Origin of the sequence: Kribbella lupini (assembly GCF_039529595.1) — a bacterium.
Lineage (GTDB): Bacteria > Actinomycetota > Actinomycetes > Propionibacteriales > Kribbellaceae > Kribbella > Kribbella lupini.
The window spans coordinates 1,435,118-1,452,756 of sequence record NZ_BAAANC010000001.1 but is presented as its reverse complement, the minus strand read 5'-3'; the positions used below and the strand labels follow the sequence as shown (position 1 = coordinate 1,452,756).

Here is a 17,639-nt window from a genome sequence, read left to right as displayed (position 1 = left end):
CACACCGAGCACCCAACCAGTCGGAACCGACAGTTTTCGTCGAAGGAAGGGACCCCCTGTGAGTGAGAAGGAAGGGACCCCCGTGAGTGAGCAAGTCGAAGCGGTGCGGGCCTCGGACGTCGAGGTCGAGGCCTCGCGGTTGGTGCGGATTGTTGCGGCTGTTGTCCTGGTGGTGTTGAGCGCGACGTTCCTGGTGGGCGTGTTCGACATCCGCAGTCCGAAGGGCCTTGATCCGCAAGGGCCGCGGTTCTTTCCGTTGCTGGTCACCAGTGCGTGGCTGTTGCTGAGCATCGGTTACCTGGTCGAGGGTCTGCGCTCGCCGCGTACGGCGAAAGCCCCAGCCGAGGGTGCGGGCGGCGGTCTGACTGAGCGGAGCTGGTTCGAGCCGGTGGCGTTGTCGGCGCTGCTCGTGCTGTACGCGTTCCTCGTCGTGCCGCTGGGCTACATGCTCGCGACCGCACTGCTGTTCTTCGGCGCCGCCCGGGTGCTCGGCAGTCGCCAGCTCGTTCGCGACATCGTCGTGGCCGTCGTACTGGCGGTCGTCGTCTACATCGCGTTCACGCAGTTCCTGGACATCTCGCTGCCGGAAGGGGTGCTCGGCCTGTGATCTCACTTGCCGTCTTCGGCGACCTGATGCACGGTTTCGGCACCGTGCTCGACCCGATGAACCTGCTCTGGGCCGTGCTCGGCGTCACGCTCGGCATGCTCGTCGGGATCCTGCCCGGGATCGGCCCGGCGCTGACCATCGCGCTGCTGCTGCCGATCACCTTCAACTTCTCCGACCCGATCGGCGCGTTCATCATGTTCGCCGGGATCTACTACGGCGCGATGTACGGCGGCTCGACCACGTCGATCCTGATCAACACCCCTGGCGAGTCCGCCTCGGTCGCGACCGCGATCGAGGGCCACAAGATGGCGCTCAAGGGCCGGGCCCGCGCCGCGCTGGCGACGGCCGCGATCGGGTCGTTCGTGGCCGGCACGATCTCGACCGTGCTGCTGACCTTCGTGGCCAAACCGATCGGCAACCTGGCCAGCCAGTTCCAGGCGACCGACTACTTCGCGATCACGCTGCTCGCGATGGTTGCCGTCACCGCGCTGGTCGGGCACTCGCTCGTCCGCGGACTGCTCTCGCTCACGGTTGGCCTCTTCATCGGGTTGATCGGACTCGACAGCCTCTCCGGCGCCCAGCGGTACACCTTCGGCACGCTCCGGCTGCTCGACGGCGTCGACGTGGTGATCGTGATCGTCGGCTTGTTCGCGATCGGCGAGACCCTCCACGTCGCGTCGAAGTTGCGCAGTACGCCGGACCGCCCGGCCGTGCTCGAGAAGGGCCGGCTGCGGACCGGGTACCTGAACAAGTCCGACTGGAAGCGCTCCTGGGCGCCGTGGCTGCGCGGTACGGCGCTGGGCTTCCCGTTCGGCGCGATCCCGTCCGGCGGCGCCGAAGTACCGACCTTCCTGTCGTACACGATCGAGAAGCGGCGCGCGAAGAAGGCTGGGCGCCGGCACCCCGACGAGTTCGGCGACGGCGCGATCGAGGGCGTGGCCGGGCCCGAGGCGGCCAACAACGCGTCGTTCTCCGGCGTCCTGGTACCGCTGCTCACGCTCGGCCTGCCGACGTCGGCGACCGCCGCGGTGATGCTCGCGGCGTTCCAGATCTTCAACGTGCAGCCCGGGCCGCAGCTGTTCGAGGACCAGGGCACGCTGGTCTGGACGCTGATCGCGTCGCTGTACATCGGCAACCTGATCCTGCTGATCATGAACCTGCCGCTGATCCAGATCTGGGTCCAGGTGCTGAAGGTCCCGCGGCCGTTGCTGTACGCCGGGATCCTGGTCTTCGCCTGCCTCGGCGTCTACTCACTGTCCGGCTCGGGCTACGAGGTGCTGATGGCGCTGCTGATCGGCGTGGTCGGCTTCTTCATGCGCAAGCTCGACTTCCCGATCGCGCCGGTGATCCTCGGCGTGATCCTCGGCCCGACGATGGAGGAGCAGTTCCGGCGGGCGCTGGTGATCTCCAACGGCGACGCGAGCGTGTTCTTCACCCGGCCGCTCAGCCTGATCATCATCGTGCTGACCGTGCTCGCGTTGTTCGTGCCGTACCTGCCGCGGCTGGTCGCCCGCGTCCGCGGCACGCAGCCCACCCGCGACCGCCTGACCTTCGGCGAGGACGACTGATCGGCGTTCGTGGTTGAGGGGTGGGCACCAGTGGGACCGAGTGATGGGAGAGTGACCTCGTGAAGATCCTCGTCGGCTACGTGCCCACCCCCGAAGGCGAGGCCGCGCTGACCGCGGCCGCCGCCGAAGCCGAGCTGCGCGGGGCCGGCGTCCTGCTGCTGAACACCAGCCGCGGCGACGCCTACATCGACAGCCGCTACGCCAACGCCGAGGAGCTCGCCGCCGCCGAGGCCAAGCTCCGCGAGGCCGGCGTCGAGGTCACCATCCAGCAGGCCGTCGGCACGGGTGACGTCGCCGCGGAGCTACTCAAGGCGGCCGCCGCGGAGGACGTGACTCTGATCGTCCTCGGGCTGCGCCGGCGTTCGCCGGTCGGCAAGCTCATCCTCGGCAGTACGGCGCAGCGAGTCCTGCTGGAGTCGCCGGTGCCGGTCCTCGCGGTGAAGGTCCCCAGCACGCGGGACTGATCACAGCTGCCCGACGCCGTTGAGCCGCATCCACTTGGTGATGATCTCGACGCCGTCGACCTGTTCGCGGACCGGCGCACTGGGGAAGAACTGCCTCGGCATGTAGACGGCAGCCAGCTTGAGATCCGCGACGATCCACGCCTGCGTCTGGTCGTCGGACGGGCGGTCGGCGCCGTACGCCGGGTCGTCCAGGATGCGGCACATCGCCCGGTTCCACTCCATCAAGGCGGTGCCGCTGGTCACCCGCTGCCTGCCGCGGATCGTGATCGCCTTGCTGAGCGCCTGCACCGCCTCGGCGTACTGGGGTGGGTCGGAGTCCTTCAGCGCGTACCCGAGCGCGGCGAAGTGACGGAAGAAGCGGCCGGCCCGGTCGTTCGCGATCAGCGCGCGGAACACCGGGATGGTCCGCTCCATCGCCGGCTTGTCGTCGCGCCAGCTCTTGCCGCGCTGGTCCTCGGCGCGCCGGAAGATCTGCACCAGCCACTCCGGCGTCGCACCGGCGATCGCCTCGTCGAGCTCCTGCTGCGACGGCGGGTTCTGACCGGTGAGCTGGCGTTCCACGAGCGAGAGCGCGTACGCGTTGGCGTCCTCGCGCTGAGTCAGGACCCCTTCGATCTTCTGCGTCAGGTCGGCGTCGGCCGCCTGCAGTACGCCGCGGAGGCGGGAGCGGGTCCACAGGTAGAGCAGCAGGAACGCGCTCACCGCGCAGTAGGCGGCGTACACGATCGCGAAGGCCGGGCTGTGCGGCTCACCGCCGAAGAGCGGGCCCAGCCACGCGCCGAGGCGCCGGAGCGCCGACGGCAGGGTCGCGATCTGGATCAGGCCGACGCCGACGATGATCTTCGTCAGCCAGTCGGAGATCTCCTCGAGGTTGGTGTTGGCCAGGTAGCGGACGCGTTGGCCGTCGAGCTGCTCGGACTGCAACGTCTTCGGGATCCCGAAGAGGAACCCCAGTACGCCGCCGATCGCGGCGGCCGCGCCGGCGGTCGCGATCGCGGCACTGATGATCGTGGTCGCGCGGCCCGCGCCGTACGGAAGGGCGTAGAGCACCGCCGCGAGCAGGCCGATGCCGAGTACCACCGCGGCGGCGCGGAGCAAGGTGCGCTCGAACCGGTCGCCGGCGTTCGGCCCGCCCTGCCCATCCCCCGCGTCCGCTCTGTCCGGCCGGTCGCGCGCGTCGGCTCGGCCGCGCCGGCCGCCTGCGGGTCCGTTCGGCCCGTCGCCCGTGGCCCCGTCCGGTCCGTGTCCGGCGTCGGCTCCGGCCTGTCGCCCCGCCGAGTTCCTGCGGTTGCCTGTCGTACTGTCCCCGGTTGCCTCGTCAATGGCCATGCCCGCCCCTTCCCCCGCGGCCAAGTAGAGCGGAGGTGGAACGGGCAGGACAACAGTTCGGCGCCTGGAAATCGCGCTGAGTGAGCAAGCCGCCGCGACGCTGGAGGCGGCCGTGCGTCGGGCGCTGGGCTCGCGCGAGCCGTCTCGGCAGGCTCTCGCGAGCCGTTCCGACAGGTCAGTCGGCCTGCTGGATGCGGACGATGTTGCCGGCGGGGTCGCGGAAGGCGCAGTCGCGGACGCCGTACGGGTGGTCCTCGAGCTCCTGGACGACCTCGGCGCCCGCGGCGTGGATCTGCTCGTAGGTCTTGTCGAGGTCGTCGGCGGCGAAGACCAGCATGTAGTTGCCCTTCGCGATCAGCTGGTCGTGCAGCTTGCGCTCGTCGCCGGTGAGGTCGGCGGCCTCGGGCGGGTTCAGGACGACCGAGGTCTGCGGCTGGTTGGACGGGCCGACGGTGATCCAGCGCATGCGGTTCGCGCCGACGTCCTTGCGGACCTCGAAGCCGAGGACGTCGCGGTAGAAGGCCAGCGAGGCGTCGGCGTCGGTGTGCGGGAGGAAGGTCCAGTGAATGGTGAGGTTCATGAGAAGAACGCTAGGTTCGCGGGCCCGCCCGGTGCTTCTCGATTCCTGATCGATGCCGTGCGGGGGTAATCCGCGTGAGTGATTGGAGTGGGGCATCTAAACTGGTGCACGCCATGCCTGATGCCCGGACCGAGTCCTCCAGTCCTTCTCCTGCCACCGGTCCCGTCCAGGACCCCGCCCGCCGACGGCGGCCCCGCCGTCGTGGCGGTAAAGCGGCAACTGATCGACCCATTACAGACAGTTCTGAGGTTGAGGGTGGGCCGACTGTTGCAGAGCTGCTGCCTCGGCTCGAGCAGTTGACGGTCTACGACCGCGAGCAGCTGGGCCGGCGTCTGGAGCGGGTGCGGACGATGCGCGAGCCGGGCAAGCGCGCCCAAGCTCTCCAAGGGATGCTCGGCGCGTTCGAGCAGGCTGAGCGGCGGGTGGAGCAGCGGCGGGCCGCCGTACCGGAGATCAGCTATCCGGAAGAGCTCCCGGTCAGCCAGCTCAAGGACGAGATCGCCGAGGCGATCCGGGACCACCAGGTCGTCGTGATCGCGGGTGAGACCGGCTCCGGCAAGACCACCCAGATCCCGAAGATCTGTCTCGAGCTCGGTCGCGGCGTCCAGGGCCTGATCGGGCACACGCAGCCGCGGCGGCTCGCGGCGCGGACGGTCGCGGAGCGGATCGCCGAGGAGCTCGGGACCGAGCTCGGCGACACCATCGGGTACGCCGTGCGCTTCACCGACAAGGTCAGCGAACGCTCGCTGGTCAAGCTGATGACCGACGGCATCCTGCTGAACGAGCTGCAGCGCGACCGCGACCTGACGCGCTACGACACGCTCATCATCGACGAGGCGCACGAGCGCAGCCTGAACATCGACTTCATCCTCGGCTACCTGCGCCAGCTGCTCCCCCGCCGCCCCGACCTCAAGGTGATCATCACCTCGGCGACCATCGACCCCGAGCGGTTCGCCGAGCACTTCGCCGGCGCCGACGGCACGCCCGCCCCGATCGTCGAGGTCTCCGGCCGCACCTACCCGGTCGAGGTCCGGTACCGCCCGGTCAACGACCCCGACGACCCGAGCACGATCGACCGCGACCAGACCCAGGCGATCCTGGACGCCGTCGACGAGCTGTCGGTCGAGGCGCCGGGCGACATCCTGGTCTTCCTCAGCGGCGAGCGCGAGATCCGCGACACCGCCGACGCGCTGAACGACAAGTTCGCCCAGAACCGCGGCCGCCCCGGCTCGTCGGTCGAGGTGCTCCCGCTGTACGCGCGGCTCTCGAACGCCGAGCAGCACCGCGTCTTCCAGCCGCACAGCAGCAGCCGCCGGATCGTGCTGGCGACCAACGTCGCCGAGACCTCGCTGACCGTGCCGGGCATCAAGTACGTGATCGACCCCGGTACGGCGCGCATCTCCCGCTACAGCCACCGCACCAAGGTCCAGCACCTGCCGATCGAGGCGATCTCGCAGGCCAGCGCGAACCAGCGCAAGGGCCGCTCGGGCCGTACCAGCGACGGCATTTGCATCCGGCTGTACTCCGAGGAGCACTTCGAGGCCCGGCCGGAGTTCACCGATCCCGAGATCCTGCGCACCAACCTCGCCTCGGTCATCCTGCAGATGACCTCGATCGGCCTCGGCGACATCGCGGCGTTCCCGTTCATCGACGAACCGGACAAGCGCAGCATCACCGACGGCCTGCAGCTGCTCACCGAGCTCGGCGCGATCGAGTCCGCGAAGGCCAGCGAGCGGCACCGCCGGCTCACCCCGATCGGCAAGCAGCTCGCGCAGATCCCGCTCGACCCGCGGCTGGCCCGGATGATCGTCGAGGCGGACAAGCACGCGTGCGTCCGCGAGGTGATGGTGATCGCGGCCGCGCTGTCGATCCAGGACCCGCGCGAGCGGCCGACCGACGCCGAGGCGCAGGCCACCCAGTCGCACGCGCGGTTCCGCGACCCGAACAGCGACTTCCTCGGCTACCTCAACCTCTGGGGCTACCTGAAGAAGCAGCAGAAGGAGCTGTCCGGCAACCAGTTCCGCCGGATGTGCCGCAGCGAGTACCTCAACTACCTGCGCGTCCGCGAGTGGCAGGATATCTTCGCCCAGCTGCGCCAGGTCGCCTCCCAGATCGGCGTCACGCTCAACTCCGGCGAGCCGGCCGACCCGCAGAGCGTGCACGTCTCGCTGATGTCCGGCCTGCTGTCGCACCTGGGCATGAAGGATCCCGCCAACCAGCACCAGTACCTCGGGGCCCGCGGCACCAAGTTCGCGATCTTCCCCGGCTCGGGCCTGTTCAAGAAGCCGCCGCAGTTCGTGATGGCCGCCGAGCTGGTCGAGACGTCGCGGCTGTGGGCGCGCGTCAACGCGAAGATCGAGCCCGAGTGGGCCGAGGACATCGCCCAGCACCTGATCAAGCGCAGCTACTCCGAGCCGCACTGGGAACGCAAGGCCGGCGCGGTGATGGCCTACGAGAAGGTCACCCTGTACGGCGTACCGATCGTTGCCCGGCGCAAGATCAACTACGGCTCGGTCGACCCTGAGGTGTCGCGGGAGCTGTTCATCCGCAACGCGCTGGTCGAGGGCGACTGGGACACCCACCACAAGTTCTTCCACGCCAACCGCAAGCTGCTCGAAGAGGTCGAGGAGCTGGAGGAACGCACGCGGCGCCGCGACTTGCGCGTCGACGACGAGACGCTGTTCGCCTTCTACGACGAGCGCCTCGGCCCCGAGGTCGTCACCGGGCGGCACTTCGACACCTGGTGGAAGAAGGCCCGGCAGCGCGACGCCGACCTGCTCGACTTCGAGCGGTCGCTGGTCGTCCGTGAGGGCGCCGAGGTGCGCGAGGAGGAGTTCCCGCTCACCTGGTCGCAGAACGGGATGACCTTCGACCTGACCTACGCCTTCGAGCCGGGCACCGACGCGGACGGTGTCACCGTGCACCTGCCGCTGCTGGTGCTCAACCAGGTGACCGCCGACGGGTTCGAGTGGAGTGTGCCGGGCTTCCGCGAGGAACTCGTCACGACGCTGATCAAGTCGTTGCCCAAGGCCATCAGGCGCAACATCGTGCCGGCTCCGGACCACGCCCGGCAGGTGCTCCCCCACCTTGACCCGGCCTCCGGTCCGCTCACCGAGGCGCTTGCGCGCGAGCTGCGCAACCTGCGCGACGTGGTGATCGAGGAGTCCGACTGGGACTGGACGCGGGTGCCCGAGCACCTGCGGATGACGTTCCGGGTGGTCGACGACCACGGCAAGACCGTGGCCGAGGGCAAGGACCTGGCCCGGCTGAAGGAACGGCTCAAGCCGAAGACGACGGCCGCGATCTCGAAGGTCGCGTCGAAGGCCGTCAGCGGGCTGGAGCGGTCCGGCCTGACCGACTGGACGATCGGCGACCTGCCGCGCAGCTTCTCCGAGCACCGCGCCGGACTGACCGTCGCCGGGTACCCGGCGCTGGTCGACGAGGGCAAGACGGTCGCCGTACGGCTGCAGGAGACCGAGCGCGACCAGGCCGCCGCGATGTGGGCCGGGACGCGCAAGCTGCTCCTGCTGACGATGCCGTCGGTGGTCGATGTCGTGCAGAAGAACCTGACCAACCAGCAGAAGATGACGCTGCTGGCCGGGCCGCATCGCAGCGTCGGCGACCTGCTCGACGACGCGATCTCCGCGGCGATCGACCAGCTGATGACCGCGGCCGGCGGCCCGGCGTGGAACCTGACGGCGTTCTCGATCCTGCGCGACGCCGTCCGCTCGGATCTCGCCGACACCGTGCTGACGATCCTGAAGCAGGTCGAGCAGGTGCTCGCCCACGCCCGGACCGTCGACAAGCAGATCTCACGGTCGTCCAGCCCAGCCCTGCTGGCGGCGCTGTCCGACGTACGGGGGCAGCTCGAAGGGCTGGTGCATCGCGGGTTCATCACCGAGACCGGCGCGCAGCGGCTGCCCGACCTGATCCGCTACCTGCGCGGGATCGAGCAGCGCCTCGACAAGGTCGCGGCGAACGCGATGCGGGACCGGTCCGGGATGGCGATCGTGCAGCTGCTGACCGAGGAGTACCAGAACCGCTTGCGCGCCGTACCGCCCGGCAAGTACCCGAGTCCGGAGCTCCTCGAGGTCCGGTGGATGCTGGAGGAGCTCCGGATCAGCCTGTTCGCCCAGACCATCGGTACGCCGTACCCGGTGTCCGAGAAGCGGATCCGGAAAGCGCTGGCTACGGCGTAGCAGGGTCCGGGGCGTCGAGGAAGCCGGTGACGAGCTCGCGGAACAGCTCGGTCCGGGCCAGGCCGAAGAAGTGCGTGCTGCCGGGGATCACCGCGAGCTGGTTGACCGGCAGCCCGACGAAGTCGGCGTTCACGTCGCCACCGAGCAGGCGGTAGACCTTGACCGCGTGCTCGAGGGTCATGCCGTCGTTGTCGCCGACCGTGAGCAGCGTCGGGACGCTGATCGACTTGATCTGCTCGTCGGTCCACTCCGGCACGCCCTGGTTGAAGGTGCCGAGCTTGTCGAGCAGGATCTGCAGGTGCTCCCGGTCCGGGTGCGGGGACTTGGCCAGGTAGTCGGACTCCATCGGCGTGCCGGCGATCATCTCGACCTTCATCTCGCCGACCGCCGAGTTCTCCGGCCGGTCGCCGTCCTTCTGGAACGACGCCGACGAGAGGATCGCCTTGCGGATCAGCTGCGGGTGGTCGATCACCAGGTGCTGCGCGACCCCGGAGCCGACGCTGAAGCCGAACACGTCCACCTGCGGGACCTGGAGGTGCTCCAGCAGACCGATCACGTCCGACGCGAGGTCCGGGCAGGTCAGCAGCCGGTCGATGTCGTTGGTCCGACCGTGGGCCTGGAAGTCGGTCGCGATCACCTGCCGGGTCTCGGCGAGCTTCGGCAGCAGCTCGCCGAACTGCAGGTCGATGTTGAACAGCCCGCCGTGCAGCAGGAGCAGCGGCGTACCGCCCTGACCGTGGATCTCGTAGTACATCTCGAGGCCGTTGACGGGTGCGTATCCGGTCTTCACTGCGCTCTCCCCTAAGTCGGTGGGCCCCCAGTATCGGGCTACCAGGGGCCCACCGTCAGGGGTTACGGGTAGTTGGTGACGTAGCGCTGCTGAGTAGCCGCGTTGGCCGTACCACCGGTGTTGTTGATGACGTTGCTGATCGTGCCGACGCCACCGAGCGAGACCGAGACCAGGCCGTGGAAGCGCACTCCGGCCGTGTCCGGGACCTCGAAGGAGCGCGACACCACGATCGACGGGTTGGTGTTGAAGAACGAGTAGCTGCCGACGCCCCACGCCTCGTGGTTCGTGACGTTGTTCGCGACCTTGTACGCCGCCCAACCCTGGCTGCCGCCGCCGCTGCTCCAGCCGGCCTGGTTCGGGACGTCGTACGGGAACTCGTTCTGGAAGAAGTACGTGCGGCCGTTGTTGCCGTTCCAGAGCACCTCGTACTGCTGGTAGTGCTCGACGAACAGGCCGTACATGGTCACGTTGTTGCCGTTGACCACGAGTCCGTTGGCGGCCGTGTTGACGTCCCAGCCGATGCCCTGGCCGTGGTCGCCGCGCCACAGCCACAGGTGGTCACCGATCACGTTGCTGCTGTTTACCTGCACGCTGACCGTCGCCTTGCCGACGTGCGCGCCGCCGATCCGGGCGTAGACGTCGTGCAGCGAGGTCGGGTTGGCGGCGTGGTTGGCGTTCGAGCCGGCCGGGCCGACCTGGATCAGGACCGGCGAGTTGACCGGGCCGGCGTCGACCAGGAAGCCGGCCAGCTTCACGCCGTCGACGTCCGCGACGCTGACCGCCGCCTGACCGGTGTCCGGGATCAGCGTGGCCAGGCCGAGACCCAGTACGACGGTGTTGGCGCGGTTGACCTTGATGCTGTCGCTGAGGTGGTAGATGCCGGGCGTGAGCAGCAGGTGCTTGCCCTGGTCGAGCGCGGCGTTGATCGTCGCGGCCGAGACGCCGGGCTTGGCGACGTAGAAGTCGGCCAGGCTGATCGACGTACCGGCGGCCGGACCGTTCGACCAGCTGGTGCCGGAGGTGTTGCTGCGCAGGGCCGGGACGAACACGTTGTAGTTGCCGTCGGCACCGAAGTACAGGAACGGCTTCTCCCGGATCTGCGGGGTCTGGCCGACCACCGTGTGCGAGGGGTTCGGGAAGTTCTGCGGCGGGGCGCCGTTGACGCCGACGAAGACCATGTTCCAGACCGAACCGGCCCAGCCGTTGCCGAACTCGGAGTTGCGGGACAGCCACTGCTGCTGGGATCCGGAGACCACGCGGCCGTCGATCTTGGTGTCGGCGAACAGGCCGCCGCTGGCCCAGCCGTCGCCGCCGTTCCAGAGCTGGATCTCCGGCGCGCCCTTCAGGTGCATCCGGCGGTACGGCGCTGCCTGGGAGACCGCCCAGCGCTCGATCTGGCCGGGCGGGGTGGTGACGGCCAGGTTCTCGGCCGAGCGCCAGAAGTTCTGGGTCGCGTTGCCCTTGTTGTTCGGGTTGTCGCCCTGCTGGAGCCAGTCGGCCTCGACCCGGACGTGGCCGTTGAGGTTGACGTCGTCCGGCGACAGCCCGAGGCCGGCGACCTGGGTGTAGAAGCCGAGGTTCACGTCGGCGGTGTAGGTGCCGGGCTTCCACAGCGCGGCGTACCGCTGGGTGCCGAACTGGTTGGTGTGCATCTCGGCGGCGATCTGGTTCAGCTTGTTCTGCATCTCGGCCTGCGGGGTGCTGGGGCTGAAGACCGAGACGTTCGGGCCGAAGTCGGGGTTGCGCGGGTCGGTCGGCGGGATCACGGGACCGGTGCCTCCGTCGGTGGTGCGGACGGCGACCTCCCACAGCGAGTAGCCGTACCCGGTCGCGCGCTGGGTGCCGGTGATCCGCAGGTAGCGACCGGTGCCGTTGACGTCGAGGGTCTGGGTGCCACCGGTGCCGGTGGTGGTCGCGTAGAGCTGGGTCCAGCTGGAGGCGTTGTCGGAGGCCTCGACCCGGAAGGCCTTGCCGTACGCCGTCTCCCAGGTCAGCGCGACCTGGCAGATCGGCTTGCTGGACCCGAGGTCGATCTGCAACCACTGGGGATCGGAGAACGCGCTCCCCCAGCGGGTGCCCGGATTGCCGTCGACGGCGGCCGCGGCCGGGACGCCGCCGTTCTCGGTGGACGAGGCGGTGGCCGGGCGGCCCTGGGCGATGTTCGCCGTACCGCAGGCGGCTTCCTGCTGACCCACCGCGGCGTCGGCCTCACCAGAGACGACGAGTGCGGTGGCCAGCAGGAGGCCTGCGGAGGCGAGGGCCAGAGAGCGGCGGAGAAGCGCCGGGGACCGGTGCGCGGGCACCGGAGAGCGCGTGCTGAAGGACATGGGCGAGACCAATCAGACGGTGAACAGGGCGGGTGAGAGAGCGCTCTCTGAGAGAGTGGCCCCGCTCCGCTTCCGTGTCAAGGGAACGTTCCCCGAGCGCGGTTCCGGAACTTCAGTGCGACAGCAGACCGCGCTGATAGGCGATGGCGACCGCCGCGGCGCGGTCCTTGGCCTCGAGCTTGGCGTAGAGGTGGAGCAGATGGGTCTTGACCGTCGCCTCGGTGATGAAGAGCCGGGCGGCGATCTCGCGGTTGGTGGTCCCGCGGGCGACCAGGCTCAGGACCTCGAGCTCGCGGGGGCTGAGCTTCTGGTGCTCGGGAGTGGTGGAGCGGCGCGTCAGGGCGTGGGCGACCGTCGGTGAGAGCACGTGCTCGCCGCGGGCCGTCGCTTCGACGGCGCGGCGGAGCTCGGTCCGTGGGGTGTCCTTCAGCAGGTAGCCGGTCGCGCCTTCGTCGATCGCGGCGTGAATCTCGGTGTCGTCGTCGAAGGTGGTCAGGACGAGGATGCGGACGGTCGGCTGCTGGGCGCGGAGCGCGCGGATCAGTTGCGCGCCGGACAGGCCGGGCATGCGGAGGTCGAGCAGTACGACGTCCGGCCGGTGCCGGCCGGCGATCGTCAGCGCTTCCGCACCGTCGCCGGCTTCACCGACGACGTCGAACGCGGGGTCGGAGTCGAAGATGCCGCGCAGGCCGTCGCGGACGATCGGGTGGTCGTCGACGATGATCAAGCTGATCACTCGCTCGCTCCGGAGTTCGGTGGAATGACCGGGACCGTCGCCGAGATCGCCGTACCGCGGTCTGATCCGGACTCGACGACCAGCGAGCCCGCCAGCCGAGCCAGCCGCTGCCGCATCACCAGCAAACCGAAGCCGCCGACCGCCCACTCCGGCCGACCCCCGCCCCGCTCCGCCGGCGCAGGCACGAAGCCTTGGCCGTCGTCGTGCAGGTCCAGGGCGACCACATCGTCCAGGTAGGACAGCGTGACGACGACCTGCCTGGCGTCGGCATGCTTGGTGATGTTGGTGAGGGCTTCCTGGGCGACGCGGATCAGGGTCGACTCCACTTCGGTGTGCAGGGCAACGGGTTCACCGGTCACGGTGAGCGTGGCGGGCACTCCCCCGGCCGACCAGTCGGCGACGAGCTTCTCCAGCGCGGCGGCGAAATCGCTGTCCTGCAAGGGACCTGGGCGCAGCGCGTGGATCGACCGCCGGGCTTCGGCGAGGCTTTGGCGGGCGAGTCCGCCGATCGTCGACAGACGGGCCCGGCTCGTGGTCGGGTCGTCTTCGGCGGCCTCGGTCTGGGTGACGATGCCGGTCAGGCCCTGGGCGATCGTGTCGTGGATCTCGCGCGCCATCCGCTGACGTTCGCCGAGGACGCCGGCCTCGCGGGCGCTGGTGAGCAGGCGTGCTTGCAGCTCGGCGTTCTGCTCGGCGAGGGCGGCGAGTTCGGTGGTGGTTCGGCGGAGCTCGGCGATGAGTTGGCGGCGTTGCTCGGACTGGTTGGAGATCGCGGTGAACAGCAGACCGGTCGCGGAGGCGATCAGTACGGCGATCAGGAACGAGACGATCAGGTCGCCGACGCCTTCGCCCGAGCGCGGCCGGGCCAGGACCAGTACGGCGCAGGTCGCGGCGACCCCGGCGTACGCGGTCCTGCCCGGGAGCAGCGTGAAGACCTGGAGGAACAGGCCGACCCCGGTCACGGAGAAGAGCGAGTCGGCGTGGACGAGGAATCCGAGCAGCACGAGCATGCCGGCGAGGTAGACGAACCGGAGCAGGAGGCGGTGGCCTGCGCGGAAGAGGACTGCCATCCAGACCAGAGCCGCAAGACTGAGCAGGAACACCGAAGGTCGCCAGTTGTCGAGCAGCGCGAAAGTCGCGGGCAGGAGAAGGAACAAGGACGGAAGGACCGCAAGAGCACGTTCCCAGGCGGGAACCTCGGCGTCGTTCATGCGCGGAACAGGCGGGCCGCGAGGGCGGTCGTGGTTACGGTGATGGCCGCCATGACGATCAGGGTAAGCGCGGACAGCGGTTGTCCGGACCAGGCGGCGCGGATCGTCTCGACGACCGGCGCCATCGGGGTCCAGTCACCGATCGTGCGCAACGCCCCGGACGTCAGCTCGCGCGGGATCATCGCACCCGAGACGAACACCATCGGGAAGAACAGCCCGAGGCCCAGCAGCGTCGCGCTGCGGTTGTTCGGGACCAGCGCGCCGATCAGCAGGCCGATCCCGCCGAGGCTGCTCGCGCCGAGCAGCCAGGCCAGGACGACCTTGGCCGCGTTCGCCGGCGCGGCCAGATCGAAGGCGAGGGCGCCGATCACCACCAGGACCGCCGTACCGGCAACGGCCAGCAGGACATGGGCGATCCACTGCGCGCCGAGCAACAGCCCGGGTGCGGCCGGAGTTGCGCGCAGCCGCTTGAGGATCCCACGTTCGCGGTACTGCGCGATCGTGCTCGGCAGGACGACCAGCGCGGCCAGGCCGATCACGAAGACGCTGAGCATCGGCACGTTCGCGTCGATGTCGCGGACGCCGCCGGGCAGCGAGTCGGAGCTGCGCATCTTGACCCAGAGCAGGACCGCGGGGAAGGCCAGCGCGAAGAAGACCGACGACGGGTCCCGGACGATCAGCCGGAGCTCCACGGCGACGATCTGCAGCAGGCCTTTCACGACAGGTCCGTTCCGGACAGCGCCAAGTACGCGCTCTCCAACGAGTCCGTCGCGGTCTCCGCGACCAGCTCGGCCGGGCTGCCGGCGGCGATCACGCGGCCGTTGCCGACGATGATCATCCGGTCGCAGAGCGCCTCGGCCTCGTCCATGAAGTGGGTCACCAGGACGACCGTGAGCCCACGCTCTCTCAGCTTCCTGAGCATCGTCCACGTCGTACGCCGGGCGACCGGATCGAGCCCGGTGGTCAGCTCGTCGAGGAACACGATCTCCGGGTCGCCGACCAGCGCGAGCGCCACGAACAGCCGCTGCTTCCACCCGCCCGACAGGCTCCCGAACCTCACCCGTTGCTTGTCCGCCAGGTCCCAGTCGGCCATCACCGTGCGCCAGTCGCCACCGTCATACAGGGCGGCGTACAGGCGGAAGGCCTCGCCCACCTTCAACGCGTCCGGCAGCGCGGACTCCTGCAGCTGGACGCCGATCCGCTGCTGCAGCCGGCGCCGTTCGGTCCACGGATCCATCCCCAGCACCCGCAGCTCGCCGCCGTCGCGCTGCCGCAGTCCCGACAGGCACTCGACCAGCGTCGTCTTGCCGGCCCCGTTGGCGCCCGCGATCCCGACGATCTGGCCGCGCTCGACGCGCAACGAGATCCCGTCGACCGCGGGCTTCGACCGGTAGTTCTTCCTGAGCTTCTCGACCTCGATCACTGTCATACCTCGAGGCTCCCGTCCGGCCGGACCGCGGGCATCAACCGATCGATGGACCCCCGCCGAGGAACTCGGTCAACGCCGCGGTGGTTTCCTCCGGCGCCTCCTCGGCCAGGAAGTGACCGGCGTCGATCGGCCGACCGCGGACGTCGTCGGCCCACTCACGCCAGATCGCGAGCGGGTCGTACCAGGCGCCGAGCGCACCGGCCGGATCCCACAGCACCAGGACCGGGCACGCGATCTTCCGCACCCCGCGATCGGCCGCGTCGTGCGCGCAGTCGAGCGTCGCCGCGGCCCGGTACTCCTCACAGATCGCGTGCACCCGCGCCGGATCGCGGAACTGCTCGACGTACGCCGCCCGCACCTCGGCCGGGAACGTCGCCGGATCCTTCGACCAGGTGTCGAGCATGTGATCGACCAGTACGTCGGGCGCCGCCGCGATCAGCTGCTCGGGGATCGGCTCCGGAGCGCCCAGGAACGACCAGACCCAGTAGCCGACGGCGAAGTCCTTGTCCGCGCGCTCGAACGCGTCGCCGGTGGGAACGACGTCCAGTACGGCCAGCTCGCTGACGCGATCGGGATGATCGAGTGCCATCCGGTAGGCGCACCGCGCGCCACGGTCGTGACCGGCCACCGCGAAGCGGTCGAAGCCGAGCGCGCTCATCACCTCGACCTGGTCGAGTGCGATGCTCCGCATGCTGTACGGCGTGTGGTCGGGAGCGCTCGGCGGCGTACCGCTGCCGCCGTACCCGCGCAGGTCGGTCGCCACCACGGTGAACCGCTCGGCCAGCCGTGGTGCGACCCGGTGCCACATCAGGTGCGTCTGCGGGATGCCGTGCAGCAGCAGGAGCGGTGGTCCCGATCCCCCGCGCCGCCCGTGAATCGTGGTGGCCGAGGTGGTCACGGTGAACTCGTCGAAATCCTCGAACAGGTCCATCGGTCCACCGTAGGCGTCCTGGCGGAAACGTCGAACGGCCGGCGCCCACAGCAGGGCGCCGGCCGTTCGAGAGTCAGTACGACGTCACTCCAGGCAAATCCGGAACGGGTGTCCCGCCGGGTCGGCGTACACGCGCCAGCCGCGGTCGTTCCCGGCCGGCGGGGCGTCGACCGGGTCCAGGGGCTCGGCGCCCAGGGCGACGACGGCCGCGTGACCGCTGGACAGGTCCTCGACGATCAGGTCGAGGTGAAGCTCGAGGGCATCGGTGCCCGGCCAGGTGGCCGGAACGTAGTCGTCCGAACGCCGGAAGGCGAGCGACGAGAAGCCGAGCGTCGAACCGGGGCCGCTGAGGCTGCGCCAGTCGTCGTCACCGTGCTCGTCGATCTCCAGACCGAACAGCGTCGAGTAGAACCGGGCGAGCTCGAGCGGGTCCGGGCAGTCCAGCACCACCGAGCCGAGCCGCCCGGCGGTACTGCCCGGCTGCTCTGCCACCTGCGTCATCTGTCCTCCAGCTTCCTTGTCAGGAATTGGGCCCGTCCTGGTCAGAAGGCCCGGAACACCATGACAGGTCACCGGCCCATCGCGCACCTTCCGACACGCGTCCTTTCCACGTCCATGTGATCCGCCGGCCACGGACCTGGCAGAGTGCCGCCATGACCAGGCCGCCCGCCGCGTTCGTCAAGCACCGGCACGACGCTCCGCCCGGGTTCTTCGAGGTCGAGGCCGCTGGGCTGCGCTGGCTGGGTGTGCCCGGTGGGGTGCCGGTCGTGCAGCCGCTCGAGGTCACGGCGACCAGCCTGACCACACCGCACCTGGACACCGTGCCGCCGACCGGTGCGGCCGCCGACGAGTTCGGCCGGCTGCTGGCCGTCACGCACGCCGCCGGCGCCCGCTGGTACGGCGTACCGCCGGACGGTTGGGAGACCGACGGCTTCATCGGCACGATCGAGCTGCCGCACAGCCTGAGCCCGCTGGACTCGTGGGGCGCCTTCTACGCCAACCTGCGACTCCGTCCGTACCTGCGGACGGCGTACGACGCAGGCACGATCGACAGCGCCCACCTGAAGGTCTTCGAGCGCCTCTGCCACAAGCTGGAGGCCGGCGCGTACGACGACCCGGCGGAGCGGCCCAGCCGTGTGCACGGCGACCTGTGGTCCGGCAACGTCGTGTGGTGCCCCGACGGCGTCCACCTGATCGACCCGGCCGCGCACGGCGGCCACCGGGAGACCGACCTGGCCATGCTCAACCTGTTCGGCATGCCTCAGGTGGAGCGCGTCCTGCGTGCGTACGACGAGGCGCACCCGCTGGCGGACGGCTGGCGTGAGCGAGTCGACCTGCACCGGCTGCATCCGCTCCTGACCCACCTGGTGATGTTCGGCGCGGCCTACCTCCCCCGCGCGATGGCGGTCGCCCACCACTACTAACGCAGGGAGTTGTCGGAAAGTCTTGACTCACGGTGTGAGCAGAC

The 17,639-nt window shown here is 69.6% G+C and carries 15 protein-coding genes; 5 read left to right on the top strand and 10 right to left on the bottom strand.

Annotated features, from left to right (window positions below):
- Positions 1–82: 82 nt before the first annotated feature.
- From ABD235_RS06600 to ABD235_RS06590, 3 genes are read left to right on the top strand one after another with little or no spacing between them, the layout of a single operon-like run.
- Positions 83–607 (top strand): tripartite tricarboxylate transporter TctB family protein, encoded by a 525-nt coding sequence (locus ABD235_RS06600; protein WP_344170963.1) that lies wholly within the window; start codon positions 83–85, stop codon positions 605–607.
- Positions 604–2,175: a tripartite tricarboxylate transporter permease gene (locus ABD235_RS06595; RefSeq protein ID WP_344170960.1), complete on the top strand. Its 1,572-nt coding sequence runs from the start codon at positions 604–606 to the stop codon at positions 2,173–2,175. Before ABD235_RS06600 ends, ABD235_RS06595 begins: the two co-directional genes overlap by 4 nt.
- A 59-nt stretch (positions 2,176–2,234) precedes the next feature.
- The gene (locus ABD235_RS06590) at positions 2,235–2,639 is read left to right on the top strand and encodes a universal stress protein (RefSeq protein ID WP_344170957.1); all 405 of its coding nucleotides are present in this window, start codon (positions 2,235–2,237) and stop codon (positions 2,637–2,639) included.
- On the opposite strand, the gene ABD235_RS06585 is transcribed toward ABD235_RS06590, so the two are convergent.
- Both ABD235_RS06585 and ABD235_RS06580 read right to left on the bottom strand, forming a co-directional pair.
- Positions 2,640–3,968: a hypothetical protein gene (locus tag ABD235_RS06585; protein ID WP_344170954.1), complete on the bottom strand. Its 1,329-nt coding sequence runs from the start codon at positions 3,966–3,968 to the stop codon at positions 2,640–2,642. It lies immediately after the preceding gene.
- A 175-nt stretch (positions 3,969–4,143) separates the two neighbouring features.
- Positions 4,144–4,548, bottom strand: a complete 405-nt coding sequence (locus tag ABD235_RS06580; protein WP_344170951.1) for a VOC family protein — start codon at positions 4,546–4,548, stop codon at positions 4,144–4,146.
- Between the two features lie 230 nt (positions 4,549–4,778).
- On the opposite strand from ABD235_RS06580, the gene hrpA reads away from it, so the two are divergent.
- A complete protein-coding gene (gene hrpA, locus ABD235_RS06575; RefSeq protein WP_344173676.1) occupies positions 4,779–8,747 on the top strand; it encodes an ATP-dependent RNA helicase HrpA in 3,969 nt (1,322 codons plus the stop codon).
- Here the strand turns inward: hrpA and ABD235_RS06570 are convergent.
- The 8 genes from ABD235_RS06570 to ABD235_RS06535 all read right to left on the bottom strand — a co-directional run bounded on the left by ABD235_RS06570 (position 8,737) and on the right by ABD235_RS06535 (position 16,672).
- Positions 8,737–9,537 (bottom strand): alpha/beta fold hydrolase, encoded by an 801-nt coding sequence (locus tag ABD235_RS06570; protein WP_344170948.1) that lies wholly within the window; start codon positions 9,535–9,537, stop codon positions 8,737–8,739. The genes hrpA and ABD235_RS06570 overlap by 11 nt on opposite strands.
- Before the next feature lie 62 nt (positions 9,538–9,599).
- Positions 9,600–11,864 (bottom strand): discoidin domain-containing protein, encoded by a 2,265-nt coding sequence (locus tag ABD235_RS06565; protein WP_344170945.1) that lies wholly within the window; start codon positions 11,862–11,864, stop codon positions 9,600–9,602.
- Between the two features lie 112 nt (positions 11,865–11,976).
- On the bottom strand, positions 11,977–12,600 hold the full coding sequence (locus ABD235_RS06560) for a response regulator (RefSeq protein ID WP_344170942.1): 624 nt from the start codon (positions 12,598–12,600) through the stop codon (positions 11,977–11,979).
- On the bottom strand, positions 12,597–13,811 hold the full coding sequence (locus ABD235_RS06555) for a sensor histidine kinase (RefSeq protein ID WP_344170939.1): 1,215 nt from the start codon (positions 13,809–13,811) through the stop codon (positions 12,597–12,599). Before ABD235_RS06555 ends, ABD235_RS06560 begins: the two co-directional genes overlap by 4 nt.
- On the bottom strand, positions 13,808–14,530 hold the full coding sequence (locus ABD235_RS06550; protein WP_344170936.1) for an ABC transporter permease: 723 nt from the start codon (positions 14,528–14,530) through the stop codon (positions 13,808–13,810). Before ABD235_RS06550 ends, ABD235_RS06555 begins: the two co-directional genes overlap by 4 nt.
- The gene (locus ABD235_RS06545; RefSeq protein WP_344170933.1) at positions 14,527–15,240 is read right to left on the bottom strand and encodes an ABC transporter ATP-binding protein; all 714 of its coding nucleotides are present in this window, start codon (positions 15,238–15,240) and stop codon (positions 14,527–14,529) included. The genes ABD235_RS06550 and ABD235_RS06545 overlap by 4 nt, the downstream gene beginning before the upstream one ends.
- Before the next feature lie 34 nt (positions 15,241–15,274).
- Positions 15,275–16,171 (bottom strand): alpha/beta fold hydrolase, encoded by an 897-nt coding sequence (locus tag ABD235_RS06540; RefSeq protein WP_344170930.1) that lies wholly within the window; start codon positions 16,169–16,171, stop codon positions 15,275–15,277.
- 84 nt (positions 16,172–16,255) lie between these two features.
- On the bottom strand, positions 16,256–16,672 hold the full coding sequence (locus ABD235_RS06535) for a VOC family protein (protein WP_344170927.1): 417 nt from the start codon (positions 16,670–16,672) through the stop codon (positions 16,256–16,258).
- 152 nt (positions 16,673–16,824) lie between these two features.
- Here ABD235_RS06535 and ABD235_RS06530 point away from each other — a divergent pair, with 152 nt between their 5' ends.
- Positions 16,825–17,595 carry a fructosamine kinase family protein gene (locus tag ABD235_RS06530; RefSeq protein WP_344170924.1) on the top strand — a complete coding sequence of 257 codons (771 nt, stop codon included), beginning with the start codon at positions 16,825–16,827 and terminating at the stop codon, positions 17,593–17,595.
- Positions 17,596–17,639: the final 44 nt, after the last annotated feature.